The 26,007-nt window shown below is 59.8% G+C and carries 23 protein-coding genes; 9 read left to right on the top strand and 14 right to left on the bottom strand.

Annotated elements, in window-relative coordinates; translation table 11 throughout:
• Positions 1-81 precede the first annotated feature (81 nt).
• The 3 genes from ribA to E1573_RS02955 are packed head-to-tail and all read left to right on the top strand — an operon-like array spanning position 82 to position 1,924.
• Positions 82-699 carry a GTP cyclohydrolase II gene (gene ribA / locus E1573_RS02965; RefSeq protein WP_133210514.1) on the top strand — a complete coding sequence of 206 codons (618 nt, stop codon included), beginning with the start codon at positions 82-84 and terminating at the stop codon, positions 697-699.
• Positions 696-1,115: an MFS transporter gene (locus E1573_RS02960; RefSeq protein WP_133210512.1), complete on the top strand. Its 420-nt coding sequence runs from the start codon at positions 696-698 to the stop codon at positions 1,113-1,115. The genes ribA and E1573_RS02960 overlap by 4 nt, the downstream gene beginning before the upstream one ends.
• On the top strand, positions 1,115-1,924 hold the full coding sequence (locus E1573_RS02955) for a cobalamin-binding protein (RefSeq protein ID WP_133210510.1): 810 nt from the start codon (positions 1,115-1,117) through the stop codon (positions 1,922-1,924). The genes E1573_RS02960 and E1573_RS02955 overlap by 1 nt, the downstream gene beginning before the upstream one ends.
• On the opposite strand, the gene E1573_RS02950 is transcribed toward E1573_RS02955, so the two are convergent.
• From E1573_RS02950 to E1573_RS02935, 4 genes are all read right to left on the bottom strand, one after another.
• Complete coding sequence (locus tag E1573_RS02950; protein WP_133210508.1) at positions 1,902-3,749, bottom strand: TonB-dependent siderophore receptor; 1,848 nt, start codon at positions 3,747-3,749, stop codon at positions 1,902-1,904. The two genes, E1573_RS02955 and E1573_RS02950, sit on opposite strands and share 23 nt — an antisense overlap.
• A gap of 92 nt (positions 3,750-3,841) precedes the next feature.
• A complete protein-coding gene (dxs, locus tag E1573_RS02945) occupies positions 3,842-5,740 on the bottom strand; it encodes a 1-deoxy-D-xylulose-5-phosphate synthase (RefSeq protein WP_133210506.1) in 1,899 nt (632 codons plus the stop codon).
• Positions 5,741-5,877: 137 nt separating this feature from the next.
• Complete coding sequence (gene ispA, locus E1573_RS02940) at positions 5,878-6,765, bottom strand: (2E,6E)-farnesyl diphosphate synthase (RefSeq protein ID WP_133210504.1); 888 nt, start codon at positions 6,763-6,765, stop codon at positions 5,878-5,880.
• Entirely contained in the window at positions 6,762-7,004 is a 243-nt protein-coding gene (locus E1573_RS02935; RefSeq protein WP_133210502.1) for an exodeoxyribonuclease VII small subunit, read from the bottom strand. The genes ispA and E1573_RS02935 overlap by 4 nt, the downstream gene beginning before the upstream one ends.
• 244 nt (positions 7,005-7,248) lie before the next feature.
• On the opposite strand from E1573_RS02935, the gene E1573_RS02930 reads away from it, so the two are divergent.
• From E1573_RS02930 to E1573_RS02915, 4 genes are all read left to right on the top strand, one after another.
• Positions 7,249-8,652, top strand: coding sequence for an MBOAT family protein (locus tag E1573_RS02930; RefSeq protein WP_256659468.1), 1,404 nt, complete (start codon positions 7,249-7,251; stop codon positions 8,650-8,652).
• The gene (locus E1573_RS02925; protein WP_133210498.1) at positions 8,639-9,745 is read left to right on the top strand and encodes an SGNH family hydrolase; all 1,107 of its coding nucleotides are present in this window, start codon (positions 8,639-8,641) and stop codon (positions 9,743-9,745) included. The genes E1573_RS02930 and E1573_RS02925 overlap by 14 nt, the downstream gene beginning before the upstream one ends.
• On the top strand, positions 9,745-10,950 hold the full coding sequence (locus tag E1573_RS02920) for an SGNH/GDSL hydrolase family protein (RefSeq protein WP_133210496.1): 1,206 nt from the start codon (positions 9,745-9,747) through the stop codon (positions 10,948-10,950). The genes E1573_RS02925 and E1573_RS02920 overlap by 1 nt, the downstream gene beginning before the upstream one ends.
• 206 nt (positions 10,951-11,156) lie before the next feature.
• Entirely contained in the window at positions 11,157-12,407 is a 1,251-nt protein-coding gene (locus E1573_RS02915) for an RtcB family protein (protein WP_305955346.1), read from the top strand.
• Positions 12,408-12,469: 62 nt separating this feature from the next.
• Here the strand turns inward: E1573_RS02915 and E1573_RS02910 are convergent, their stop codons facing one another.
• On the bottom strand, positions 12,470-13,561 hold the full coding sequence (locus tag E1573_RS02910) for a toxin-antitoxin system YwqK family antitoxin (protein WP_133210492.1): 1,092 nt from the start codon (positions 13,559-13,561) through the stop codon (positions 12,470-12,472).
• Positions 13,562-13,828: 267 nt separating this feature from the next.
• Between E1573_RS02910 and E1573_RS02905 the strand changes: the two genes are divergently transcribed.
• The gene (locus E1573_RS02905) at positions 13,829-14,035 is read left to right on the top strand and encodes a cold-shock protein (protein ID WP_133210490.1); all 207 of its coding nucleotides are present in this window, start codon (positions 13,829-13,831) and stop codon (positions 14,033-14,035) included.
• Positions 14,036-14,317: 282 nt separating this feature from the next.
• Here the strand turns inward: E1573_RS02905 and E1573_RS02900 are convergent, their stop codons facing one another.
• Complete coding sequence (locus tag E1573_RS02900; protein WP_133210488.1) at positions 14,318-15,028, bottom strand: XRE family transcriptional regulator; 711 nt, start codon at positions 15,026-15,028, stop codon at positions 14,318-14,320.
• 368 nt (positions 15,029-15,396) lie between these two features.
• Between E1573_RS02900 and E1573_RS02895 the strand changes: the two genes are divergently transcribed.
• The gene (locus E1573_RS02895) at positions 15,397-17,562 is read left to right on the top strand and encodes a M48 family metallopeptidase (protein WP_133210486.1); all 2,166 of its coding nucleotides are present in this window, start codon (positions 15,397-15,399) and stop codon (positions 17,560-17,562) included.
• Positions 17,563-17,631: 69 nt separating this feature from the next.
• On the opposite strand, the gene ppa is transcribed toward E1573_RS02895, so the two are convergent.
• The 8 genes from ppa to E1573_RS02855 form a co-directional block, all read right to left on the bottom strand.
• Positions 17,632-18,159, bottom strand: coding sequence for an inorganic diphosphatase (ppa, locus tag E1573_RS02890; protein ID WP_133210484.1), 528 nt, complete (start codon positions 18,157-18,159; stop codon positions 17,632-17,634).
• A 90-nt stretch (positions 18,160-18,249) separates the two neighbouring features.
• On the bottom strand, positions 18,250-19,065 hold the full coding sequence (locus E1573_RS02885; protein WP_133210482.1) for a zinc-dependent peptidase: 816 nt from the start codon (positions 19,063-19,065) through the stop codon (positions 18,250-18,252).
• Positions 19,066-19,074: 9 nt separating this feature from the next.
• On the bottom strand, positions 19,075-19,722 hold the full coding sequence (locus E1573_RS02880) for a DedA family protein (RefSeq protein ID WP_133210480.1): 648 nt from the start codon (positions 19,720-19,722) through the stop codon (positions 19,075-19,077).
• A 276-nt stretch (positions 19,723-19,998) separates the two neighbouring features.
• Positions 19,999-20,457, bottom strand: coding sequence for a GNAT family N-acetyltransferase (locus E1573_RS02875; RefSeq protein ID WP_133210478.1), 459 nt, complete (start codon positions 20,455-20,457; stop codon positions 19,999-20,001).
• 105 nt (positions 20,458-20,562) lie between these two features.
• Positions 20,563-21,384 carry an ethanolamine ammonia-lyase subunit EutC gene (gene eutC, locus E1573_RS02870; protein ID WP_165957291.1) on the bottom strand — a complete coding sequence of 274 codons (822 nt, stop codon included), beginning with the start codon at positions 21,382-21,384 and terminating at the stop codon, positions 20,563-20,565.
• Between the two features lie 8 nt (positions 21,385-21,392).
• Complete coding sequence (locus E1573_RS02865) at positions 21,393-22,787, bottom strand: ethanolamine ammonia-lyase subunit EutB (protein WP_133210474.1); 1,395 nt, start codon at positions 22,785-22,787, stop codon at positions 21,393-21,395.
• 51 nt (positions 22,788-22,838) lie between these two features.
• Positions 22,839-24,287, bottom strand: coding sequence for an ethanolamine permease (gene eat, locus E1573_RS02860; RefSeq protein WP_133210472.1), 1,449 nt, complete (start codon positions 24,285-24,287; stop codon positions 22,839-22,841).
• Positions 24,288-24,396: 109 nt separating this feature from the next.
• Positions 24,397-25,917: an aldehyde dehydrogenase family protein gene (locus E1573_RS02855; protein ID WP_133210470.1), complete on the bottom strand. Its 1,521-nt coding sequence runs from the start codon at positions 25,915-25,917 to the stop codon at positions 24,397-24,399.
• Positions 25,918-26,007: the final 90 nt, after the last annotated feature.

Genomic DNA, 26,007 nt, shown 5'->3' with positions numbered 1-26,007 from the left:
ACATTCAGCCTGAGCAGCGGGTCCACATACTGATACAATCGGTCCACTTTATTTTCCAAGTTTTCGAATCAGGAGCACAAAGTGCCCGTCGTCTTTGTTGCCGCTTCCAAGCTGCCTACCCCGTTTGCGATTTTCACCATGCATGGTTTTCTCGATGAGGCCACGGGCCGCGAGCACGTTGTGCTCAGCCTGGGTGATGTAGCCGACGGGCAACCGGTACTGGGGCGTTTGCATTCCGAGTGCCTGACAGGTGACGCCTTGTTCAGCCAGCGCTGTGACTGTGGCTCCCAGCTTGAGGCGGCATTGCAGGCCATCGCCCGCGAAGGCCGTGGCGTGCTGCTGTACCTGCGTCAGGAAGGCCGTGGCATTGGCCTGCTGAACAAAATTCGTGCTTATGAATTGCAAGATGGCGGCGCCGATACGGTCGAGGCCAACGAGCGCCTGGGCTTTGCCGCCGACCAGCGTGACTATGGCATGTGCCTGCCAATGCTTGAGCACCTGGGGGTCAAGTCGCTGCGACTGATGACCAACAACCCGCGCAAGGTCAAAGCCCTCACCGGCATGGGCATTCCGGTTGCTGAGCGGGTGCCGCTGCATACCGGGCACAATCCGCACAACAAACACTACTTGGCCACCAAGGCTGGCAAGCTCGGCCACATGATGGGTAACGAGCACCAGGGCGAGGCCGGCCGGGCGTGACCCGCGCGCAAGTTCGCCGTCGTCTGGAGCTCGCCTGGTGGCAGTACCTGGCGGTGGCGCTGGCACCTTTGTTGGTGTTCGCATGGGTTTTTGGCGGTGGTCAGGCACTGATTCCGGTGCTGGCCATGCCGATGTTCATCGCCGGTGTGGCCTCGATGTTTCTCAGCTTGCCGCGCTTTGGCGCCTACAAGCATGCGCTGATCGCCACGCAAAAAGCCTTGAACACTGACGCCGAACCGGGCGCCTGGATCGACTTGGCGCGTATTCGGCGTCTGGGGATGTTGTTTGCTTGCCTGCCAGCGTGGATAGCGGCGCTGTCCGTGTTTGTCGGGCTGGAAGCCGTGCCGCAGATCCTTCTGGCAGTGTCCAGCCTGGTGCTGATGTACCTCTATCGAATTCCGCGTCAGCTGGGTTGATGCGCGGCGTTCTGCTGCTGGCAATGCTGACACTGGCCGCTCCACTGATGGCGGCCACGCGGGTGGTCAGCTTGGCACCTTCGTTGTCGGAAATCGTCGTTGAACTGCACGCTGCCGACCTGCTGGTGGGTCAGCTTAAGGGTGGCGAGCGTCTCCCGGCCTTGGCTCAGGTGCCTTCGGTCGGGCGCTATGGCCAGATCGACATGGAGCGCCTGCTCAGCGTCAAGCCTGATCTTTTGCTGCTGTGGCCCGACAGCGTCCCGGCGGCACAGCGCGACCAGCTCGCGCGCCTGGGTATTCCCGTTTACAGCGCCGAACCCCACAGCCTGGATGAGTTGATCGATCAGATTGAGGCGATCGGTGAGCAGTTGGGGCGCGCGCAGCAAGGGCGCGAGCGTGCTCAGCAGTTGCGCGAGCAGTTGCAGGCGCTGCGCACGCGCTACCATCGCGAGCAGCCGCTACGGGTTTTTTATCAGGTATGGGACAAGCCCCTGTACACCCTCGGCGCTGCGCAGATTGTCAGCGATGCGCTGGCGGTGTGCGGTGCGCGCAATGTATTCGCCGACCTCAAGATGCCGGCGCCGCAGGTAAGCCTGGAGTCGGTGCTATTGCGCGACCCGCAGGTAATTCTCGCCGCTAATCAAGCCCAGCTCGACGCCTGGAAAGCCTGGCCACAGGTGGATGCAGTGCGTAACGGGCGCTTGCTGCAAGTACCCGACAAGGGCTTGGAACGTCCCAGTGGGCAAATGATCGAAGCTACCGCGCGCTTGTGCCAGGCGCTGGAAGCTACAGCGCCGGTGTCCAGGTGACGCCGAGCAACCAGGTACGGCCCTCTTCGCGGTAATCTGCAAACCCGCTGCCGTAGCTGTACTGAGCGCGGCTGTAGGTTTTATCCAGCAGGTTTTCGGCTTTCAATTCCAGACGGATTTCGTCGCTGAGGTTCCAGCTGCTGCGCAAGCCCAACAAACCGTAGCCACTGAGCGTCCGGGTGTTGTCGGCATCGGCATAGCTGCTGCTGACCGCTTGCCAGCTGGCGCCCAGGCCCAGGCGATCGAACTGCCGGTCCAGGTCCAGGCTGAGGGTGCGGCGTGCCCGGCGTTCCAGAGTGTGGCCGGATTCGCGGTCACGCGGGTCGATCAGCGACAAACCAAGGCTGCTTTGCCAGCCAAACCATTGCTGATGCAGGCTGGCCTCGAAGCCATTGATCCGTGCCGATCCGACGTTTTGCGGAATGTAGTTGCTGTCGAGGACAATCGCATTTTGCAGGTCGGTGCGGTACAGCGATGCTTCCAGGCGGGTGGTCTCACTCAACTGGCTGCGCCACTGCAGTTCGTAGCTTTTGGAGCTCTCGGGCTTGAGATCGCGGTTGCTGTATCCCGGGAAATAGAGGTCATTGAAGGTCGGTGCGCGGAAACCTTCGGTGTAGGACAGCAGCAAGTCGTTGCTCAGGTTCACCGGTAGGGTGAGGCTCGCACTCCAGCTGTTCTGGCTGCCAAATTGCTGGTTTTGGTCTCGTCGCACGCCCAATTCGGTGGAGAATTGCTCGCCTTTGTAACGATGCTGTATGAAGGCCGCGCGGTTCCAGCGGCTATCTTCGTTCAGAGGGCTGCTGGTGTGCAGGCGATCCTGGTACCAGTCGCCACCGACAATCAGGTTGTTGCGCTCATTCAGGCTAAAGTCGTTGTGCCAGTTGACTGCGTCGCGATAGGTATTGAACTCGCTAGGCTGGAGCGGGTCATGTCTGGTGTCACGGTTCTCGCTATGGCCCAACTCCAGGCGCGAATGCCAGGCATCACTTAGCTGCGCGTCGGCATAAGTACCAACACTACTCAGGTTGAAGTCGTAATATGGCTGACTGGCGTCGAAAGGCGGGTTGTCGTATTCACTGCGGCCACGGTTATCGAGCAGGTTCACCCCCAGTTCCAGCGCGTCGCTGACGACATGGCTGAGGTTCAGGTTAAAGCTCTTGTTACGGTAAGCGTCGTGATCGCCGTTCGCTGGGTAGGACGTAGTCGTTGCATCGATGCCAGCGCTTTCTTCCAGGCCCGCCGAGAGATTGAAGCGGGTTTGATCGTTGCCGCCGGAAAGGCCGACATCACGTTGCCAGGTCTGGTTGCTGCCGGCACCCAGGTGCAGCCTTGCTTGCAGGCCGGGCTTGTCGGCGCGGCGGGTAAAGATCTGAATCACCCCGCCAATCGCGTCGCTGCCATAGATGGCCGAGCGTGAACCACGAAGCACCTCGACCCGTTCGACTTGGTCGATGTTGAGAAATTGCAGGCCACTGTCGCCAGAAGAGGTATTGGCGATACGTACCCCATCGACCAGTACCAGGCTCTGTGCCGATTTAGTGCCGCGAATGAATATGCCCGGCAGGCTGCCGCGACCGCCGGTACGCGAGACCTGAACCCCAGGAACACGGGTCAGCAGGTCGGTGACGCTGGACGGCTGCAGGCGATCGATGTCGTCGCGGGTGAACACGGTGTTGGCAGTGCTCGATTGTGTGCGGTCTTCAACCTGGCGATTGGCGCTGATCAGCGTGTCGGACAGCTTCAGAGCGCTGTCGCGATCAACGGGGTCGGCCAGCAGGGCGGTGGGCAGGCACAGCAGGAGCGGGGCAAGGCGCAGGGGTTTCATGGGTGCTTCCAATGCTATCGCGGGGCAAGCCCGCTCCTACAGAAGGGTTAATCAACCTAACTGTGGGAGCGGGCTTGCCCCGCGATAAAGTCTCATAGACCGAGCAATTGCAGGCGCTGACGCACCGAAGTCTCAATGCCGTTAGCGTCCAACCCGCATTCAGCCAGCATCTGCGCAGGCTTGGCGTGCTCGACATAGACGTCAGGCAGGCCCAGATGCAGTACCGGCTTGAGCATGGCTTCGCGGGCGAGGAACTCGCTGACCGCAGCACCAGCACCGCCCATGATGGCGTTCTCTTCGATGGTCACCAGCAGCTCATGGCTTGCCGCCATGTCGCGCACCAAGGCCTCGTCCAGCGGTTTGACAAAACGCATGTCAACCACAGTTGCATCCAACTGTTCAGCGACCTTCAGCGCTTCTGCCAGTTGAACGCCGAACACCAGCAGGGCGACTTTGCTGCCCTGGCGGCGCACCACACCTTTGCCGATTTCCAGCGGTTCGAGGTTGTTCTCGATGGTCGCGTTCGGGCCACTGCCGCGTGGGTAGCGAACAGCCGCCGGGCCGTTGTACAGGTGGCCGGTGCTGAGCATTTTGCGCAGTTCGTTCTCGTCGCTCGGGGTCATCACCAGCATGCCGGGGATGCAGCGCAAGAACGACAGGTCGAAACTGCCAGCGTGGGTCGGACCGTCTTCGCCCACCAAGCCGGCACGGTCGATGGCGAACAGTACGTCGAGATTCTGTACCGCAACGTCGTGGATCAGTTGATCGTAGGCGCGCTGCAGGAAGGTCGAATAGATCGCCACTACCGGTTTGGCGCCTTCGCAGGCCATGCCGGCCGCGAGAGTGACTGCATGCTGTTCAGCGATGGCCACGTCGAAGTAACGCTCAGGGTAGCGCTCGCTGAAGGCCACCAGATCAGAGCCTTCTTTCATTGCCGGGGTAATACCGACCAAGCGCTCGTCAGCGGCGGCCATGTCGCACAGCCACTGGCCGAACACTGCCGAGTATTTCGGGCCGCTGACCTTTTTCGGTGCGGCAACCGGTGCGTCGACAGGCTCAAGCTTGGTAATGGCGTGGTAGCCAATCGGGTCGACCTCAGCCGGGGCGAAGCCTTTGCCTTTTTTGGTGACCACGTGCAGGAACTGCGGCCCCTTGAGGTCGCGCATGTTGCGCAGGGTGGTGATCAACGTCGGCAGGTCGTGGCCGTCGATCGGGCCAATGTAGTTCCAGCCCAGCTCTTCGAACAGGGTGCCGGGGACCAGCATGCCCTTGGCGTACTCTTCGGTGCGGCGGGCAATTTCCCAGGCGCCAGGCAAGCGCGAGAGAACCTTTTTGCTGCCTTCACGCATGCTGGAGTAGGTGCGGCTGGAAAGGATCTTGGCCAGGTAGTTGGACAAGCCACCGACATTGCGCGAGATCGACATGTCGTTGTCGTTGAGGATCACCAGCATGTCGGCATCCACTTCCTGAGCGTGGTTCAACGCTTCGAAAGCCATGCCGGCGGTCAGCGCGCCGTCACCGATCACCGCGATGGATTTACGCGGGTCGTTCTGCAGGCGGGCGGCAATGGCCATGCCCAGGGCGGCGCTGATCGAGGTGCTGGAATGGCCGACGCCAAAGGTGTCGTACTCGCTCTCGGCGCGGCGCGGGAAGGCGGCGAGGCCGTCTTTCTGGCGCAGGGTGTGCATGCGCTGGCGGCGACCGGTGAGGATTTTGTGCGGATAGGCCTGATGACCGACGTCCCACACCAGCCGGTCGTCCGGGGTGTCGAAAACGTAGTGCAGGGCAATCGTCAGCTCGATGACGCCCAGGCCGGCACCGAAATGCCCGCCGGTCTGACCAACGGTATAGAGCAGCTCCTGGCGCAGTTCGTCAGCCAGGTTCTCCAGGTCGGCTTCAGCCAGGCGGCGCAGGCCGGCAGGCGTATCGGCACGGTCGAGCAGCGGCGTGACCGGGCGTTCGCGGGGGATCTCTTGAAACGTCGTGGGCATCAGGCGAATCGTTATAGATATGAAATGGCGGCAGTTTACCTTATTGCGGTAATGGCTGCCCGTTTGCGCTACTCGCGGGGCAAGCCCGCTCCCACAGTAGCCGTAGGAGCGGGCTTGCCCCGCGATAGCTGCACTGATTAGTTACGGCGCTCGACGATATAACGTGCCAAGGCGCGCAGCGGTTCGGCTGCTGCGTCGAATGGTCGCAGGGCCTCCAGTGCTTGATCGCGCAATTCCAAAGCATAGACCTTGGCGGCTTCCAACCCGAGCAGGGCGGGGTAGGTTGGCTTGTCGCGGGCGATATCGGCGCCCTGGCGTTTGCCCAGGGTTTCGGTATCGCTCTCAACATCGAGAATATCGTCTTGTACCTGGAATGCCAGGCCAATGGCCTGCGCATAAGTTTGTAGGGCATCAAGCTGCGCCTGGCTGGCGCGGGCGCTGGCCAGGGCACCGAGCCGGACACTGGCTTCAATCAGGGCGCCGGTTTTGTGCCGGTGCATGAACTCAAGCGCAGTCTGATCCAGCTTCACCCCCACCGAACCGAGGTCGATGGCCTGACCACCCACCATGCCAGCTGGCCCGGCCGCCTGGGCCAGGGTTTGAACCATGGCCAGACGAATTGAATCGGCCTGCGGGCTCAGTTGTGGGTCGAGCAGGGCGTTGAAGGCCAGGCTCTGTAAACCGTCGCCGGCAAGAATGGCGCAGGCTTCGTCAAAAGCTTTATGCGTGGTCGGCTGGCCGCGGCGCAGGTCGTCGTCGTCCATGGCCGGCAGGTCGTCGTGCACCAGCGAATAGGCATGGATCAATTCGACGGCACAGGCGGCGCCATTGGCATGCTCAGGCGTAGCCCCAAGGGCCTCGCAGGCGGCATAGGCCAGCAGTGGGCGCACCCGCTTGCCGCCGTTCATCACGCTGTAGCGCATGGCGGCGTAAAGGCGGGTCAACTCCACCGAAGGCGCAACGAACAACTGCTCAAGGGCTGCATCGACCCGAGCCTGAGAGCTGGCTTGGTAGTGGGCGATCATTCTGCCGATTCCGCGTCGAATGGTTCTGCCTTCAGTTCGCCATCGCGCTCCAGCAAGACCTGAACCTTCTGCTCGGCTTGCACCAACGCGCTCTGGCAGTCGCGGGTCAGGCTGATGCCTTGTTCAAAGGCGGCCAGCGAGTCTTCCAGTGACAGCTCACCGTTCTCCAGGCGCTCGACCAACGCTTGTAGGTCGGCAAGGGATTGCTCGAAATCAATAGTGGCTTTTTTTCGGGCCATGGCGGCTGTCTCGGTGGCAGTATAAACGGCGCGACACTAGCAGAGCGGGGCGGGGGGAGCAAATCGATAGGTCGGATCTTTCGTCGCATTCTGTTGCATAAAGTCCGACAGCTGAGCCTTGATTTTCCCGCAAGGCTCGCGTTGTTCGCGGCTGCAGCTCTCTGCCATAATCGCGACCGCTTTACCTTGTGCCTTGCGCGCAGGTACAGCCTCTTCTCTCTGACGTCACGTAATGGACTACGTTGTGAGCTTCCTTTCGATTGAGTTTGGCCTCAGCTTCATTCTGTTTTTCGTCATTTATTGGAGTTTGTGCTGGAGCTTTCGACTTCAGAACGTACTTCTGCTGGCAGCCAGTTATGCCTTGGTAGCGAGTTTCAGCCTCAACTCCCTGTATGTGCTGTTGGGCTATACCGTACTGGTTTACCTGCTTGGCCTGCTGGGCGAACGCTATCCGGGGCGGCGCTTCAGTTATTTGCTGGTGTTGCTGCTGGTGCTGGGCTGCTTCTACCTGTTCAAGTACCAAGAATTTTTTGTCGCCAGCCTGCAGGGCGCGCTGGCCAGCGCTGGCTTTGATGTGTCGTTGCCGGTGCTGGAAGTGCTGGTGCCAATCGGGCTGTCGTTCTACACCTTTCACTCGGTCAGCTACCTGGTGTCGATCAATCGCCAGCAGTTGCCGTCGGCAAGCCTGCTGGACCTGGCGCTTTATCTGGCCTTTTTCCCGAGCCTGATCGCCGGCCCGGTCAACCGCGCTGCACACATGCTGCCGCAGATACGCCCGCAGGTCCTGCGTCAGGTGCTGGAACCGCAGCGGGCACTGGGGCTGATCGCCCTGGCAGTGGTGAAGTTGTTTTTCTGCAGCGCCTGGCTGGCCAGCGAGTGGGTCGATCCGGTGTTCGAAACGCCAGGTGCATACTCTCCGGAGCAGGTGTTGCTGAGTGTCTATGGCTACAGCTTCCTGATCTATTTCAACTTCAGTGGCTACACCAACCTGGTCACCGGAATCGCGCTGCTGCTGGGCTTTCGTCTGCCGGATAACTTCAATGCGCCCTATGCGGCACACAACCTCAAGGAATTCTGGGCGCGTTGGCACATCAGTCTGTCGCTATTCATTCGTGACTACGTGTACATCCCGCTGGGAGGAAATCGCCGGGGGTTATGGCGTGGCAACCTGAACATGCTGCTGGCCATGCTGATTTCCGGCCTGTGGCATGGCGCAAGCCTGAATTTCATCATTTGGGGCGCGCTGCACGGTGTGGGGCTGGCGGTGTACAAAGCTTCGACCTACGTGCTGCCACAGCCAATGCACTGGCCTGGAGCTGGGCTGGCAGCACGGCTGTTGACCTTCCATTACGTGGCCTTTGCCTGGATCTTTTTCCGCAGCGCAACACCGAGTGACGCCGTGGACATGCTCGCCGGGATAGGCAGCTTGACCCTGAACGGGCTGTTCACGGGCACCGGCATGCTGTTGTTTGCGTGCGTCGCGTATGTCGCGGTGTATCCGCAGCTGTTGGCCTTGGTGCGCCCGATGTTTGCCGCCTCAACCCGCTTACCCTGGCAGTTCTACCCGATTCCGCTCGGGGTGTTTGTGTCGTTGGTGATCTTTGCTTCGCAGTCGGGCGTGCCGGGGTTTATCTATGCAAGTTTCTAACGCTGCGCAACTGCTGCGCACGCACCTTGGGGCCGCCAGGGCGCTGTACGGCATAGTGCTGACCACGTTATTGCTGTTATGGCTGAACCAGGACTCGATCAGCCTTTACTGCCAGCAGAAATACCACCAAAGCTGCGAGCTGCCGGTTCTCGGGCAAAGCCCGGCCTGGCGCCTGGGCGGCAACCTCACCGAAGCGTTGGGCGCGGCGCGTGACAGTTTTGTCGACAGCCTGACCCAGAGTCGTACGGCAGTTGCCCAAGTTGAAACCGTTGAGCTACCGCCGCCGATCCCCGTGGTTCCGGTTGTTCTGGATGCCCCCAAGGCGCCCGCTCCTGTTGTAGCGAGCAAACCAATTGTTGCAAAAGTGGCGGCGGTCACTGCGCCAGCGAGCAAGCCAGCCGCAGCCATTGGCTCACCTGTACCCGCTGCAACGGTAGTCTCCCTTGCAGTAGGAGACGAAGTGTTTCTGGTGGGGGATTCGTTGATGCAAGGCGTTGCGCCGCACTTGTCCAACAGCTTGCGCAAGCGCTACCAGATCAAGAGCGTCAACCTCAGCCGGCAAAGCACCGGGCTGGCGTACCCGGGATTTTTCAACTGGCCGCAAACCGTGGCGCGCACACTGGAGAGCTCACCCAACATTCGCTTGATGGTGATCTTCCTCGGCCCCAACGATCCGTGGGACATGCCCCAGGGAAAAGGCAAACCGTTCCTGCGGTTCAAATCACCAGACTGGGAAGCCGCCTACCGTCAGCGCATCGATGCAATCCTCGAAAAGGCTCGTGAGCACCAGGTGCAAGTGATCTGGGTCGGGCCTCCGAATATGCAGAAACCGCGACTGTCCAGCGCCATGGCCTACCTCAGCGGCTTGTACCAGGAGCAGGTTGGCCTGTACCAGCAACACTACCTCTCGGCCAACCCGGTGCTAGGTTACAAGGACGACACGTTTTCCTACACCTTGCAGAACAGCCAGGGCAAACGGGTCAAGACTCGGGTCGATGACGGCATCCATTTCACCATTACCGGGCAGAAGCTGATCGCCGAACAGATACTGTCGATGATTGCTTTCCCGGGCCTCACTGTAACGGGACACTGATGCGTCGACTGCACAATATTCTCGGGCTTGCCCTGCTGATCCTGCTGTTGCCGGGCTGTAGCCCGGTGGCGGCGGTCAACACCGCAGGCAAGCCAGTCACTACGCCTGCCAGGGGGCCGGTCACTCAAGGTAATGGCAACCTGGCGGTGCTGGCCGGCAAGTTAAAGGCGGCCAACCGTGCGCCGGTGACCATCGTCCAGTTCGGTGATTCCCACACCGCTGCCGACCTGTTCAGCGGCGAGATGCGCCGCTTGCTGCAAGCGCAGTATGGCGACGGCGGCATCGGCCTGGTGTCGGCTACGCCCGTGCCCGGCACGCGTTATGAGCAGGTCATTCTCAAGACCGCCAAGCGCCAGTGGGAGCTGGTGTCGGCGCGTAACCAGCAAAGTACGCAGTTTCCCCTGGGTGGTTATCTGTCGGTGCCGTTGGCGGCAAAGCCAAGCGTGCGGATTGAGGCGCGAGAACCGAGCACGCAACGCTACCGAGTGTCGGCCTTGTACCAGGCCCGTGAAAGCACCTCCCTGCTGCTGAGCGACAGCCGCAGCCAGAACCGCCGACTGCTGGCGGCCACCGCCGGGCAATGGCGCTTCGGCCCGATGGTCAACAACCTTGGCTTGCCGCTGGACCTGACCCTCGACAGCCGCCCCGGTACGGTGCTCGGTGGCTGGTACCTGCAAGGGCAGAAGAATGCTGGTGTCATTTACTCGGCACTGGGCATCAATGGCGCTCGCCTGGACGTACAGAACAAATGGCAGCCCGGTTGGGAATCCACGCTGAAATCGCTGCGTCCAGACTTGGTGATCCTCGCGTACGGCACCAATGAAGCCTTCGATGACACGCTAGACCTGAACTTGTACCAAGCGCAGCTTGAGCAAACCCTTGAGCGCCTGCGTCGCGATCTGCCGCGTGCAGTGCTGTTGATCATCGGCCCGCCTGATTCGATCAAGCACCGTAAAGCGCAAAGCTGTGCAGCGCGCCAACCGCAGCCATTGGCGGCAGTGGTGCGTATTCAGCGTGAGGCAGCCAGACAGGCCAATGCCCTGTTCTGGGACTGGCAGGCATACATGGGCGGGCCCTGCTCGATTGCTGCCTGGCAGGCGCAAGGGTTGGCGCGGGGGGACCTGGTGCACCTGAGCGCAGACGGCTATCGCAAGAGCGCCGCCGGGCTGTACGACTATCTGCGTACGCAGCTGAATTTGCAGTAAGAGCAGGAAAAGGAGAGGCGGGGACAACTCCGGGTTGGCTTGCGGGGCCCCATGGAGTTGTCTACCCGGCCCTCAAAAGAGGCCGATCCAGATGCCCGAAAGCACCTGCTCAGCAAGTGTCGGTTGACATGCTGCCAACCGCGATTCGGCCCTCTGAATACACCTTAGTCGCTGTCTGATGTACTGTAAATTTTCTCGAACGCATTATGTATCGGCGTGTAAAAACGCGACTGTCTAGCCAGAGGTGGGACATGAACCTGCTTGAAGTGGTCGGTGGCAAGCCCATCAAACTCTGGACCCAAGGTGTTCCAGTCGAAGACGAGGCTCGTCGGCAACTGATTAATACGGCGAAGATGCCGTTCATCTTCAAACACCTGGCGGTGATGCCGGATGTGCACTTGGGCAAAGGCTCGACCATCGGCAGCGTCATCCCCACCCTCGGCGCGATTATTCCGGCAGCGGTTGGGGTGGATATTGGCTGCGGCATGATCGCTGCCCGTACCTCGTTGTTTGCCCGCGACCTGCCAGACAACCTGCACCGCCTGCGTAGCGCCATCGAACACGCCGTGCCCCACGGCAAGACCTTCGGCCGTCACGACCAGGGTGCCTGGGATAACGTCCCGACGCAGGCAGACCATGCCTGGAAGGCGTTGGCCGGGCGCTTCAAGGCCATCACCGGCAAGTACCCGCGGTTGGAAAAAACCAACAACCGTCATCACCTTGGCACCTTGGGCGGCGGCAACCATTTCATCGAGGTGTGCCTGGACGAAGCCGACCGGGTCTGGTTCATGTTGCACAGCGGATCGCGTGGCGTCGGCAACGCCATCGGTAACCTGTTCATTGAGCTGGCCCAGGCCGACATGCGCCAACACATCGCCAACCTGCCGGATAAAGACCTGGCCTATTTCGAAGAAGGCAGCCGACATTTTGCCGACTACGTCGAAGCGGTGGAGTGGGCTCAGGACTTCGCCCGGCAGAACCGCGCCTTGATGATGCAGGCGGTGATCAGTGCGGCTCGTCAGGTGCTTGGTCGACCATTTGAAGCGGACCTTGAAGCCGTCAACTGCCACCACAACTACGTACAACGCGAGCGCCACTTTGGTCACGATATTCTGGTGACGCGCAAGGGGGCGGTATCAGCGCAGAAAGGCCAGCTCGGCATCATTCCCGGCTCAATGGGCGCGAAGAGTTTTATCGTGCGCGGCTTGGGCAACGAGGAATCATTCTGCTCTTGCAGCCACGGCGCCGGGCGAACCATGAGTCGCACTCAGGCGAAAAAGCAGTTCACCGTGCAGGATCAAGTACGTGCTACAGCGCATGTGGAATGTCGTAAAGACAAGGACGTGATCGATGAGATTCCCATGGCCTACAAAGACATCGATGCGGTGATGCAGGCCCAGCGGGAACTGGTGGAAGTGGTACATACCTTGCGCCAGGTGGTGTGCGTCAAGGGTTGAGATGACCCAGCGAAGGCAGCGTTCAAGCTGCCCTCGCTATGGATCGGCGCGGTGAGTGCCGGTTAAGGCATCTTGCCTTCAGCGCACCAGTCTTCCCATTCGCCGATTTGCCCGCTGGTGACCATGGCATCTTCACCCACTTCGTTACGGTAGGCGGTGACCCAGGAGTCCAGGCACGTTTCGGCAGACACCACAGCAGCTGTACTCAGCAGCGACGATGCGGACTCTCGCACACCATTGGCCCAGCGTTCTTCGCCTTCTAGCTGGCCGGTTTGAGCGTTGTACGACTGGATCACGCCGTCAGGCACCAGGTTGCCCGGATAGCCGCTGTGGAAATCTTCGTCTTCGGCTTCTTGAGTACGCACCAACTTGATTTCTTGCAGTACCTTTCCGTCTGGCGTACTGAACTGCCGGAACCAGCCGGAAATGGCAGTACCGTTCTGGTAGATCACTTCGGATTCTTGCTGCACGATTTCGGTGTGCAGAATGTTTTTGTACTGCTTCTGCACCCCGTCCAGCTTGCCGTCGTTGTAGTTGCCCTCTGCTGCTACGTACTGCTTCACCGTTCCGGCGAAGTAGCCATAACCGATTTGCGCGCCATGCAGTTGGCCGTTGGCATAGCTCTGCTTGCCGTTGGAGTCGGTTTCAAAGCCGCTGAACTTCTGGCCGTTGCTCCAGGTAAGTTCAGTGATCAACTTGCTGCCGTCGGCGGTCCAGCGGGTTTCCTTGCCATCAGGCTGGCCATCTTTGAACGCCTGCTGATACGTCAGCACACCGTTCTGGTATTCCTCGGTAACCCCGTCCTGGCGACCGTTCTTCCAGTGTTTGACAGAAACTTTAGCGCCCGACTTGGCGTCGTACACGGTTTCTACACCGCTCTTTTTGCCAGCCTCGTATTCAACTTCGTACACCTTGCGCGAATCATAAAAGCATTCGCTTTTACCGTTGTAGCGCCCCTTTTCGATCTGCGAATTGCACAGCGCGGAAATGCCAGGCAGGCCGGCTGGTGTGTTAACCACGCGACCACTGAAAGGATCGGTGTCGCCGTATTTGTAGATCAGGCCGTTTCGCGTCACAACTTCCGCATTGTCGATTTCGGCGCTGCAGCCTGTCAGCACAACAGCGGCCAAAGAGACTGCAAGTAGATTTCTCATGTTGCGTTCCATATCCATTAGCGTCTTGGGGTAAAAATTTTGGCAAAGCCTGCAATGGCCAAAAAGGTGGCCTTCAGAGGGCATTCAGCGGGCCGTGGGAGTCTCGAGGGTGAGGGCGTTGATGTCAATGTGCTAGCGCGGCGCGCGCGGTGACCACCCTGATAAAAATGCCAGTAGGCAGAGGGGGGGAGTGGGAGGACGATAAGTTCCAGTTGAGCGCATCCGTGTTCAACGACGAGCCTTATTTAACTTGTCAGGAGATGAAAGATGCCTACTGGAACCGTTAAGCACTTCGACAGCGAAAAGGGGATTGGCGTCATTATTGAGGAAGGTGAGCCGAGTGTGGACATATTCGTGCATTTCTCAGCCATTAACTCGGGCGGCTTCCGGGCGCTGGAAGAGGGGCAGCGAGTCGAATTTGATATCACGCAGTCCAGTGCTGGTCCGCAGGCTGTAAATGTCCAGGTTTTGTAGCGTTTAACGCCACAGTAAATGACAAAGCCGATGCAAACTGGCTGGGTTTCAGGCAGGCATTAAAAAGCCGGCTTGTGGCCGGCTTCCAGGGGATGGGCTTGGCTAATTTATGGTAAGCCGCAACCATCTTAAAATCGTTGGACCGGCGCTGGGGCCGGGAGAGGCTGCAAGCAGTGTGTGCCGCGCCAGGCCCGCTGGCGTGCTAAGCAGCCGGGGCTAAATGTGCGGCGTAGCATACTGGGTATAGCGGCCAATGCCCAGCAATAATTGCACTTCAACCGCTCAAGCCGGGCGACTGCCGCGTAAATGGCTCCACCAGAACACCCAACCCAGTACGCTCAACTTCTGGTTTTTCAGCTGTGCCGGGCTGTAGGTTTCGGTGGGGTGTTCGTCGCTATTGTGGCTGTGCAGGCGCAGGCTGCCGTTGGGTTGCTGGCTGAGGCTGTTGATGCGCAAGCGTCCGTTGTGCAGCAGGGCATAGACTTCGCCTTCAACGATAGCGGTCAGGCTGCAGTCGACGGCCAGGGTGCTGCCGCGCGGAACCAGCGGGCTCATATTGCTGGTGGGCATACTCAGGCACAAGGCCTGACGCGGATCAACGCCGAGGGCGTCAAGGGCACGAATGGGCAGGCGCAGGTAACGCTCGGCAATGGGTTTCAGTTGCCTGGACTGCATGTTGTAGAACGGCAACTGAATGTCGTTGGCGGTGTTGGCGGCCAGCAGGCCTGGGTCTGTTGGTTCTGGACCGGGTTTGCACGGGCTTGTATCAATGCGCGGTAACGGAGCCGGGTGCTTGGGCCCTTCACCGGTGCGCAGCCATTTGCTGCGAACACACAGCAACTCGGCGATTTCGTCGAGCCGGGCCAGGGGCACGCCACGTTTGAACCAGTTATTGACGTGCTGCGGCGTAACCTTGCGCTGTGCGGCAAAATCCGAAGGCGAGAGGTTGCACTCGATCAGCAGGGTTTTGAGACGATCACCTGACGTATTCATAAGTCCCGAGTCTAGTGGGCCAGGGCCGCGAGGGATATAAACGCTAAGTTCATTTTTAAGGCCGAAAATGTTCTGGTTTTACAGGCAATTCCTAGGCTGCTGTAAGAGATTTCCTGGCAAACAAATCAGCCCGACCTGCAGAGGGGCTGAGTGAGGTGCGACCCGGTGCACACTCTTTGAAATCGGGGCAGATTGATGGCCAATTGATGGTTACCTGTTCAGGAATATCGCTGTATAAGGCAGTCAGCGCGAGATGGTCCGTTCAGACGGGCTGCGCCTGCACGCAAGCGTCCTTTAGGGCGGTTGGTAAAAATGGAATTTGTGCTCGCTTTGGATAGCCTGCGGCGACGCACCTTTGGGCCTGCCTTATGAAAACTTACAAGCTCATCGCAGTACTGATCTTGCTGCCTTTATGTCTGAACCTGTTCGGCGTCTGGGAACTGAATCGCAGCACCGAAACCAATTCGGAACTGGTCAGTATTCAAGCCAATATCAACGAAATCCTTCCGGAACTTGAAGCGCTGGTCTCCCAGAGCGGCTCACAAGCGCCTATGGTCGAGATCGATGGAGAACGCCTTTCCGCCAGTCTGGCCTTGTCCCGGTTGAGCACCGCCAAAAATGACATCAATACGCTGATACCTCTGGGTGAATTGAAGAGCTGGCTGGCCAAGGCGGTGATTGCCTTGGGGCTGCTCGCCGCGCTGGTCGGCGGAATCGGTATGTGGGGGTTGAACTGGGCGGGGACGCGCGCCCTGCATTCTCGTGAGCGATTGCTACACACGTTCACCCGCGTCAGTCGGATTCTGCCTTACGTGCTTGTGGGGCATATCATTTTGATGGGCGCTGCGGTTGCCTCGATTCTCGCCTTCGAAGGCCTGGGGATCTGGCACGCGGGGAAAATGAACACCGGCGAAATCAAATTGATGCTGGTCGCGCTTTTGATCATGGCGGGCTGCCTGTATTCAATGTGGCAAATGGCCAAGCAATTGCGGGTCATGCTGCACATGTTCGAGCCTACCGCCATGCCGGTGCTGGGGCAGGGCGTTAGCGAAGCACAAGCGCCTGTGCTTTGGGCACATGTGCGTGAGCTAGCCGGTCGCCTCGGTGCGTTGGCACCCGACCACATCGTATTAGGCATGTCCGAGGGCTTTTACGTCACCTCCAGCGACGTCGAACTGCTGCCCGCCGGCAGCACGCTGCAGGGCCGTACCTTGCATGTGCCGTTGATGTACCTGGGGCTGCTCGACACGGGTGAGATCGATGCGGTCATTGGCCATGAACTGGCGCACTTCGCCGGTGCCGACACCGAGTACAGCCTGCGCTTCGTACCGATTTACGATGGAATCGGCCGCAGCCTGGGGGTGATTGCCGAAACCATGCTGGCCAGCGATATGCTGCAGCGCACGATCCTGCGCCCGGCATTCATGCTGGGCGTCTACTTCATGGAGAGCTTTGACCACGCCGTCAATCACTGGAGTCGTGTGCGCGAACTGGAAGCCGACGCTGCAGGCGCACAATTGGCGGGCAACCTGGCAATGGCGTCGGCATTGGTGCGTATCTCCGCCATCGACCCTGTGCTGTTGGAGCGGATGCACACGCATATCGCCAGCGCGGTCCAACAGACGCCCGAGCATCCGCCGGTTGCCGACTTGCCGACTTGTGTCACCCAGGAGTTGGCGGGGCAACCGTTGAGTCTGCCGGAAGAGGAAATGGCGACACAGTTGCCGCACCCTTCAGACACTCACCCCTCGAACGGCGAACGCGTAGCCGCATTGCAGGTTGCCGTCGATGATGCCGTCCGTAGCGGCACCCGTGCCCTGGATGCAGGGCAGGCCTGCGCTGCGCTGGATCGCTACTTTGCCGACCCGCAGGCGTTGCGCACGCGCATTACCCAGGATTACATCAACCACTATATGGCCCAGGATGCCGCAGCGGTCGAAGAGTTACGTGATCATGCCAGCAAGGTCAGCGGCAATGTCAGCTTGCATGAAGGTTCGCAGCTGCGTGGTTTGCTGTTGCTGGTCTTTTGCGCGGTGCTCACACTTGCCGCACTTGGTGTAATGACCATACCGTTCTTGTCTTCGACGGCGGGAGAGAAATTCCCGCGTATTTTGATCGTGACTACCGGCGTTTTGATTTTCACGGTGGCGTGCATATTGCCGTTTGCGTTGCGCATGCGTGCCCGCTCCGACAAAACGGCCTTGCTGCTTACCCCGGACCATCTGGTTTTCAGCAACTTCAAAGCACCATTGCCGATTCAACACATTGCCGACTTCGGTTTGCAGACCGGTCAGGGCGTGATTCTGAATATCCAACTTGAAGACGGCGCGCCATTGCCGGAGTTGGCTTCGCGGTCGTTCTTTGCCCCGAATGCCAAAGTGTTCAAGAAAAAACGCTGGATTCAGTTGCAGTTGACGCAGTTCTGTCGCAATGGCAAAGCGCTCAAAGCTCAGGAACTCGCCGACTTGATCGGTAGCTACCTGAACGCTGGCGCGGCGCGTCACTTGCTGCAACAGCGTTTCGAACAGGCATAACGCAAGGGCTCCAGCAGCCCGCTGAAAACAAAAAGCCCCGCAAGTGCGGGGCTTCTTGTTTTGGGTCGCTTAGCCTTTGTAGGCAGCAACCGATTTGGTGATCGCAGCACGGGCGGCGTCAGCGCCTTCCCAGCCTTCGATCTTGACCCACTTGCCTTTCTCCAGATCTTTGTAGTTCTCGAAGAAGTGCTCGATCTGCTGAATCAGCAGTGCTGGAAGGTCGGTGTATTCTTTGACGTCGACGTACAGCTGCGACAGTTTGTCGTGCGGTACGGCAACAACTTTAGCGTCGCCGCCGCCGTCGTCGGTCATGTTCAGGATGCCGACCGGGCGAGCGCGGATCACCGAGCCTGGGGCAACCGGGTAAGGGGTAACAACCAGCACGTCCAGCGGATCACCGTCGTCAGCCAGGGTGTTCGGGATGTAACCGTAGTTGGCCGGGTAGAACATTGGGGTGGCCATGAAACGGTCAACGAACAGGCAGTCGCTGTCTTTGTCGATCTCGTATTTGATCGGGGCGTGGTTGGCTGGAATTTCGATGGCGACGTAGATGTCGTTCGGCAGGTCTTTGCCAGCCGGAATCTTGCTGTAGCTCATTGGGCAGTGCCCCCATGTTTGGCCAAAAATTGGTCGCGATTATAGGCACATTCCGCTGTGCTTGCCACGCCCACCCGGATGTCTGGTGTGTCAGCCTTGTGTCTGCTGGTAATGCGGGTGGTTGTGCTGCAAATGCTGCAGGCGGGCCAGCGGGTCCTGGCGGTAGAAGCCGCGCAGTTGTTGGTATACCGCAGGGTAGGCTTCATTGAGCAGGTCGGGGGCGCTGAAGAAGTATTCGCTGGTCACAGCGAAAAATTCTGCGGGGTTTTCTGCCGCGTACGGATCGATGGCGGTCTCGGCGTCCGGGTCGCGGTCGAGCTGACGATTGAGGTCGTCGTAGGCCTCTTGCATGGCCTTGGCCCAGTCACTCACGCGCATGTCATTGTGCAGCGGCGGCAGACCGTTGGCGTCGCCATTGAGCATGTCGAGTTTGTGCGCCAGTTCGTGAATGACCAGGTTGTAGCCCTCCCAGCCGCCGCTGGCCAATACGCCGGGCCAGGCCAGAATCACCGGGCCTTGCTGCCAGGCTTCGCCACTGTGTTCGCCATTCCATTCGTGTTCCACGCCGCTGGCGTCACGGTGGCGCTGAGGGCTGAGGAAGTCGTCGGGGTACAGCACGATTTCGTGGAAGCCCTGATACCAGTTCAGCTCACCCAGATGCAGCAGCGGCAACTGGGCCTGGGCGGCAAGAAACAGGCGCTGCTCACCGTCCAGCTCAACACCGGGCAGGGCGCTCAGGTGTTTGTCATGCAGAAACAGCACACAGGCTTCGCGCAACCAGTGGTCTTCGTCGGCGCTCAGGCCGTCGAGCATCGGCAGACGCTCGCGAACCCGCTGCCAGCGCTGCGGGTCGACGGGGTGGCGGGCCAGGGTGCGGCGTCGGCGCCAGGCGCTCAGCGACCACATGACCCGAACTTAGTGGACCTTGGCGGTGCGGTGCATACGGCTGCGCACCACGCCAATGATCATCGGTACCAGCGACAGCAGGATGATCGCGACGATCATCAGCGACAGGTTCTGCTTGATGAACGGGACATTGCCGAAGAAGTAGCCAAGGGTCACAAGGCCTCCGACCCACAGCACGGTGCCGGCGACGCTGAAGGCGAGAAAACGTGGGTAATGCATCTTCGCGATGCCGGCGACGAACGGTGCGAAGGTCCGCAGGATCGGCAGGAAGCGCGCCAGGGTGACGGTTTTACCGCCATGACGCTCGTAAAAGTCGTGGGTTTGCTGCAGGTAGTCGCGACGGAAGATCTTCGAGTTGGGATTGCGGAACAACCGTTCTCCCGCCGTTCGGCCCACCACGTAGTTGGTGCTGTCGCCGAGTATCGCCGCAGCCATCAACAGGCCACCGAGCAGCACAGGGTCCATGCCGCCGCCAGCCGCTACCGCACCGGCAATGAACAGCAGCGAATCGCCCGGCAGGAACGGCATTACCACCAGGCCGGTCTCGCAGAAGATCACCAGGAACAGGATTGCGTAAATCCAAGGGCCATAGTTGTTGACCAGCAAATCGAGGTAGGTGTCGAGATGCAGAATGAGGTCCAGCGGGTTGAAATCCATGTACAGCACCTGTGTTCTTTGACCCGGTAGAGGGGCATGCGATGACTGGCAGTGCGAATGCGAGCAGCCGTTACCCGAGAGATGGGTAAAGTGTCACACATTTTTGGAGGGCGCATTATACGGAGACGACAAGAATGTGCCTGCGCAGTTTGTAGCGACGGATTTCTAAAACAGGCAGGGGCGAACACAACCTTGTGGGAGCGGGCTTACCCAGCGATTGCGGTGTGTCAGGTATGCCGCAATCGCGGGGCAAGCCCGCTCCCACAGGGTGGTGGGTCAATCTGAGTTGATGGGCAGGATGTAGCTCTTGAACTCGGTGTCCTCACGAAAGCCCATGGATTCGTAGGTTTTCATCGCCACTTCGTTGTTGCTGCTGGTAGACACCCGCATGCGCACGGCGTTGGTTTCTTTGGCCATTTTCTTGGCTTCGCGCATGAGGTGGTCGGCAACCAGCATGCGGCGGGAGTCTTCGGCTACAAAGATGTCGTTGAGGATCCAGACACGTTTGAGCGACAGCGACGAGAAACTGGGGTAGAGCTGGCAAAAGCCAAGCAACTTGCTGTCGTCATCGTCTGGCAGCGCCAGGTAGATGATCGATTCGCCACGCTCCAGGCGCTTTTGCAAGAAGTTGCGGGATGAGTCGGGGTAGGGCAGTTGCCCGTAGAACTCGCGGTAACGGACGAACAGTGGGGCAAGCAGGTCCAGATGTTCCAGGGTTGCTTTGATGATTCGCATAAGCAGGCCTCAGGGTCCATGGAAGTGTGCGGCGAATCGCCGGCAGCCTCGGGTGATGCTGCCTGAAGGCAATTAGAAAGTGCAATCTACGAAACCGATGCCGGTTCAGGATTTACTTAGCAAGAAGTTTCCTTTGTTTGGCGCGTCTGCTGCGGACTCCAGCGTGTGCACTTGCGCTTCATCTTTGAGGTTGACCCCGGACAGCTGCCGCCGGCACGCCTCGCGCATCAGGTACAACAAACGGTGGGCGGCCATGCCATAACTGAGCCCTTCAAGGCGGACGTTGGAGATGCAGTTGCGGTAGGCGTCGGTCAGGCCGACCTTAGGGTTGTAGGTGAAATACAGGCCCAGGCTGTCTGGAGAACTCAGGCCGGGGCGCTCACCAATGAGGATCACGGTCATTTTTGCCCCGAGCAATTCGCCGACTTCGTCGGCTACTGCGACGCGCCCTTGCTCCACCAGAATGACGGGTGACTTCGACCAACCTTCGGCAGCCGACTGTTCTTCAAAGCGGGCCAGAAACGGCAAGGTATGGCGGTGTACAGCTAAGGCGGAAAGGCCATCGGCAACCACGATGGCCAGGTCTATACCGCCTGGATTGGCTGCGGCATGTTCGCGTAACTGTCGAGCCGAGTCCGGGTGCAGCCGACGGCCCAGGTCTGGGCGTTGCAGGTAGCTGTGACGGTCGGCAGCGGCGCTGTGTAGCAGCAGGCTTTGCTGCTGGCGTTCGTCCAACTGGGCGCGCAACCCTTGGTGGTCAAAGGCCAGATGCACGGCATCTCGGGCCTGTGCATGGGCGAACTGGAAGTCCAGCTGAGCACTGGTGGGCAGGCTGGTGCCGGTGCGGCCCAAGGCAATGCGCGCCGGGGTCAGGCGGCGCAGTTCCAGCCAAGGGTTGCTGCTGTTGTCGGGGGTCTTGTCCATGATCACCTCGCTTATCCCAGTTGTGCCAGGGCCTGGCGAAACGCCGGTGGCAAGTTGTCACCGAAGCGCACGCGGCCATCGGCCTGGGTGAAAATCCCGGTGCGTGCCAGCCAGGCTTCGAACTCCGGCGCCGGTTTCAGGCCCAGGGTCTGGCGGGCATAGAGGGCATCGTGGAACGACGTGGTCTGGTAATTGAGCATGATGTCGTCGGAGCCTGGGATGCCCATGATGAAGTTGATCCCAGCCACACCGAGCAGGGTCAGGAGCATGTCCATGTCGTCCTGGTCGGCTTCGGCATGGTTGGTGTAGCAAATGTCACAGCCCATCGGCACGCCGAGCAGTTTGCCGCAGAAGTGGTCTTCAAGGCCGGCACGGATGATTTGCTTGCCGTTGTACAAGTACTCCGGGCCGATGAAGCCGACCACGGTGTTGACCAGAAACGGTTTGAAGTGCCGGGCCACAGCGTATGCGCGGGTTTCGCAGGTTTGTTGGTCTACGCCGTGATGGGCGTTGGCCGAGAGTGCACTGCCCTGGCCGGTTTCGAAGTACATCAGGTTTTGCCCGAGGGTGCCGCGATTGAGGCTCAAGCCCGCTTCGTAACCTTCTTTCAACACGTTCAGATTGATACCAAAGCTGGCGTTGGCCGCTTCGGTGCCGGCAATCGATTGGAATACCAGGTCCAGCGGCACACCACGGTTGATCGCTTCGATCGAGGTGGTGACGTGGGTGAGCACGCAAGCCTGGGTGGGAATGTCGTAGCGCTGGATGATGGCGTCGAGCATTTCCAGCAGCGCGCAGATTGAGGCGATGCTGTCGGTGGCCGGGTTGATACCGATCATGGCATCGCCGTTGCCATACAGCAGGCCGTCAAGAATGCTGGCGGCAATACCGGCCGGTTCGTCAGTCGGGTGGTTGGGTTGCAAGCGTGTAGAGAGGCGCCCACGCAGGCCCATGGTGCCGCGAAAGCGGGTGACTACACGGATTTTTTGCGCGACGAGCACTAAGTCTTGCACACGCATGATTTTTGACACGGCTGCGGCCATCTCCGGGGTGAGACCGGGTGCCAGCGCACGTAAAGCGGCCTCATCAGCCTGATCGCTGAGCAGCCAGTCACGCAACCCGCCCACGGTCAGGTGGCTGACGGGAGCAAAGGCGGCGGCGTCGTGGGTGTCGATGATCAGCCGGGTAACTTCATCGGCTTCGTAGGGAATCAGGGCTTCGTTGAGGAAGTGCTTGAGGGGGATGTCGGCCAGGGCCATCTGTGCGGCGACCCGTTCACCGTCGTTGCTGGCTGCCACCCCAGCGAGAAAATCGCCCGAGCGGGCCGGGCTGGCCTTGGCCATTACTTCCTTGAGGCTTTCAAAACGGTAAGTCTGGTGACCTGCCGTGTGTACAAAACTTGCCATACAGAATCTCCAGAACGCCGCAGGCCGGGCCTGCGGCGCAGGTGGCGTTGATCAGTGCAGGGCCTCTTCGGCCTTTTGGATCGCGGCGAACTCTTCTTCCGGTGTGCCCGCTACCAAGTGGTGGCGGCTGTAGAACGCAAAGTAGGCAATCAGTACGCCATAGATGATCGCAGCACCAATAACCACCCGTGGGTCTACCAGGAAACCGGCGACGACGGCCAGGCAAGCCAGCACCAAGGCCACACCCGAAGTGAAGATCCCGCCCGGTGTGCGGTATGGGCGCTCCATTTTGGGGCGTTTGATGCGCAGGGTGATGTGCGCGGCCATCATCAGTACATAAGACAGCGTAGCGCCGAACACCGCAACCAGGATCAGCAGGTCGCCCTGGCCGGTCAACGACAAGACAAAACCGATGATTCCGGGAATCACCAAGGCCAGCACCGGTGCTTTGCTCTTGTTGGTTTCTGAGAGTTTGCGCGGCAGGTAGCCGGCCCGTGACAAGGCGAAAATCTGCCGCGAGTAGGCGTAGATGATCGAGAAGAAACTGGCGATCAGCCCCGCCAGGCCCACCAGGTTGACGAAACCACCCATCCAGGTAGAGCCGCCATAGGCTTTGGCCAGTGCTTCAACCAGCGGGTTGCCCGAGCTTTTCAGTGCATCGGCACCTGCGCCGCCGGGGCCAACCACCAGAATCAGCAGGGCGAAGGCCAGCAGCACCAACATGGCGCCGATCAGGCCGCGAGGCAGGTCGCGCTTGGGGTTTTTGGTTTCTTCGGCAGCCAGCGGTACGCCTTCGACTGCGAGGAAGAACCAGATCGCGTAAGGGATCGCGGCCCACACTCCAACGTAACCGAACGGCAGGAAACTGCTGGCGCCCACAGCGTCGGTCTGGGCAATGTCGAACAGGTTATTCACATCAAAGTGCGGCACCATCGCGACCAGGAACACGCCCAGTGCAATGGCGGCGATAGCGGTGATGATGAACATCAGCTTCAACGCTTCACCGACCCCGAAAATGTGGATGCCGATAAAGATGATGTAGAAGGCCAGGTAGATCATCCAGCCGCCAATTCCGAACAATGATTGGCAATAGGCGCCGATGAACACGGCGATGGCCGCCGGAGCGATGGCGTATTCAATCAGGATCGCCGTGCCGGTCAGAAAGCCACCCCAGGGCCCAAAGGCGCTGCGGGCAAAGCCGTAACCACCACCGGCGGTGGGGATCATGGAGGACAGTTCAGCCAGAGAGAAACACATGCACAGGTACATGGTGGCCATCAGCAAGGTGGCGAGGAACATGCCACCCCAGCCGCCTTGGGCCAAGCCAAAGTTCCAGCCGGCGTAGTCGCCGGAAATTACGTAGGCAACACCTAGGCCGACCAGCAACACCCAGCCTGCTGCGCCTTTTTTCAATTCACGTTGTTGGAAGTAGTCGCTGCCGACTTTTTCGAAATCGACGGAAGAACCGGCCGGCACGCTGCCGGAGTGATCGCTTGGCATAGGGTTCACCTGTTTTTTTCTTTTTCAACCAGCGGTTGCCAGTTGTTGGTGATGGTCTTGCAGGAAGCGAGCCAGAGCGGCCCCGGGGTGGGGCCGCGCTGTGAGTGGGTTAGAAGAAGCCCAGCGGATTGATGTCGTAGCTAACCAGCAGGTTTTTGGTTTGCTGGTAGTGGTCGAGCATCATTTTGTGGGTTTCGCGGCCAACGCCAGACTTTTTGTAGCCACCGAACGCGGCGTGCGCCGGGTACAGGTGGTAGCAGTTGGTCCACACGCGACCAGCTTTGATGCCGCGGCCCATGCGATAGGCGCGGTTGATGTCGCGGGTCCAGACGCCAGCACCCAGACCGAACTCGGTGTCGTTGGCGATGGCCAGGGCTTCGGCTTCATCCTTGAAGGTGGTGATGCTCACCACCGGGCCGAAGATTTCTTCCTGGAACACGCGCATCTGGTTGTTGCCCTTGAGCAGGGTTGGCTGGATGTAGTAACCGGTCGCCAGGCTGCCTTCGAGTTTTTCCACCTTGCCGCCGGTCAGCAGCTCGGCGCCTTCCTTCTCGGCGATTTCCAGGTAGGAGAGGATCTTGTCAAATTGCTGCTCGGAGGCCTGGGCACCCACCATGGTGTCGGTATCGAGGGGATCACCGCGTTTGATCTGTTTGATCTTTTTCATCACCTCTTGCATGAACGCCGGGTAGATCGACTCTTGTACCAGAGCCCGCGATGGGCAGGTGCACACTTCGCCCTGGTTGAAGAAAGCCAGCACCAGGCCTTCTGCAGCTTTTTCGATGAAAGCAGGCTCGGCCTGCATGATGTCTTCGAAGAAGATGTTCGGCGATTTACCGCCCAGCTCTACAGTCGACGGAATGATGTTCTCGGCGGCACATTTCATGATGTGCGAGCCCACCGGGGTGGAGCCGGTAAAGGCGATTTTGGCGATGCGCTTGCTGGTGGCCAGGGCCTCACCGGCTTCGCGGCCATAGCCTTGCACCACGTTGAGTACGCCAGGTGGCAGCAGGTCGCCGATCACCTCCAGCAGCACGGTGATGCCCAGTGGGGTCTGCTCAGCCGGTTTGAGTACTACGCAGTTACCGGCAGCCAGCGCCGGTGCGAGTTTCCACGCAGCCATCAGGATTGGGAAGTTCCACGGAATGATCTGCCCGACCACGCCCAGTGGTTCGTGCAGGTGGTAAGCAACGGTGTTGCCGTCGATTTCTGCGGCGCCGCCTTCCTGGGCGCGCAGGCAGCCAGCGAAGTAGCGGAAGTGATCGGCGGCCAGCGGGATATCGGCGTTCAGGGTTTCGCGGATGGCCTTACCGTTATCCCAGGTTTCGGTGATGGCCAGCAGTTCCAGGTTCTGTTCGATACGGTCAGCGATTTTCAGCAGGATCAACGAGCGTGCCTGGGCTGAGGTGGTGCCCCAGGCGTCAGCGGCGGCATGAGCAGCATCCAGGGCCTTTTCTACGTCTTCGGCAGTGGAGCGCGGGAATTCGGCAATCAGTTGGCCGTTGACTGGCGAGGTGTTCTCGAAATATTGCCCTTTGACCGGTGCAACGAATTCGCCACCAATGTAGTTCCCGTAACGGCTCTTGAAGGAAACCTTGGCGCCTTCGGTACCGGGGTGTGCATAACGCATGGTGTGTCTCCTGGCTCTTGTGTTTGTTTGGGAGGTAATAACTAAGCATAGAGCAAGGCTTGGGCCAGTGTTGCCCGGCTCAGGAAAATC

The organism is Pseudomonas sp. H9 (assembly GCF_004353925.1).
Taxonomy (GTDB): Bacteria; Pseudomonadota; Gammaproteobacteria; order Pseudomonadales; family Pseudomonadaceae; genus Aquipseudomonas.
Note: the sequence above shows the minus strand (reverse complement) of the source record. Positions and strands in the feature narration are given on the sequence as shown.

Coding starts and splice junctions, on each gene's coding strand:
- eat (WP_133210472.1), bottom strand. CDS start 24,287: ATGCCAAGCGATCACTCCGGCAGCGTGCCGGCCGGTTCTTCCGTCGAT.
- E1573_RS02955 (WP_133210510.1), top strand. CDS start 1,115: ATGCGCGGCGTTCTGCTGCTGGCAATGCTGACACTGGCCGCTCCACTG.
- E1573_RS02920 (WP_133210496.1), top strand. CDS start 9,745: ATGCGTCGACTGCACAATATTCTCGGGCTTGCCCTGCTGATCCTGCTG.
- E1573_RS02895 (WP_133210486.1), top strand. CDS start 15,397: ATGAAAACTTACAAGCTCATCGCAGTACTGATCTTGCTGCCTTTATGT.
- E1573_RS02885 (WP_133210482.1), bottom strand. CDS start 19,065: ATGTGGTCGCTGAGCGCCTGGCGCCGACGCCGCACCCTGGCCCGCCAC.
- E1573_RS02900 (WP_133210488.1), bottom strand. CDS start 15,028: ATGAATACGTCAGGTGATCGTCTCAAAACCCTGCTGATCGAGTGCAAC.
- E1573_RS02950 (WP_133210508.1), bottom strand. CDS start 3,749: ATGAAACCCCTGCGCCTTGCCCCGCTCCTGCTGTGCCTGCCCACCGCC.
- E1573_RS02880 (WP_133210480.1), bottom strand. CDS start 19,722: ATGGATTTCAACCCGCTGGACCTCATTCTGCATCTCGACACCTACCTC.
- E1573_RS02910 (WP_133210492.1), bottom strand. CDS start 13,561: ATGAGAAATCTACTTGCAGTCTCTTTGGCCGCTGTTGTGCTGACAGGC.
- E1573_RS02905 (WP_133210490.1), top strand. CDS start 13,829: ATGCCTACTGGAACCGTTAAGCACTTCGACAGCGAAAAGGGGATTGGC.
- E1573_RS02925 (WP_133210498.1), top strand. CDS start 8,639: ATGCAAGTTTCTAACGCTGCGCAACTGCTGCGCACGCACCTTGGGGCC.
- ppa (WP_133210484.1), bottom strand. CDS start 18,159: ATGAGCTACAGCAAGATTCCGGCTGGCAAAGACCTGCCGAACGACATC.
- E1573_RS02865 (WP_133210474.1), bottom strand. CDS start 22,787: ATGGCAAGTTTTGTACACACGGCAGGTCACCAGACTTACCGTTTTGAA.
- ispA (WP_133210504.1), bottom strand. CDS start 6,765: ATGATCGCCCACTACCAAGCCAGCTCTCAGGCTCGGGTCGATGCAGCC.
- E1573_RS02875 (WP_133210478.1), bottom strand. CDS start 20,457: ATGCGAATCATCAAAGCAACCCTGGAACATCTGGACCTGCTTGCCCCA.
- E1573_RS02935 (WP_133210502.1), bottom strand. CDS start 7,004: ATGGCCCGAAAAAAAGCCACTATTGATTTCGAGCAATCCCTTGCCGAC.
- E1573_RS02915 (WP_305955346.1), top strand. CDS start 11,157: ATGTATCGGCGTGTAAAAACGCGACTGTCTAGCCAGAGGTGGGACATG.
- dxs (WP_133210506.1), bottom strand. CDS start 5,740: ATGCCCACGACGTTTCAAGAGATCCCCCGCGAACGCCCGGTCACGCCG.
- E1573_RS02855 (WP_133210470.1), bottom strand. CDS start 25,917: ATGCGTTATGCACACCCCGGTACCGAAGGCGCCAAGGTTTCCTTCAAG.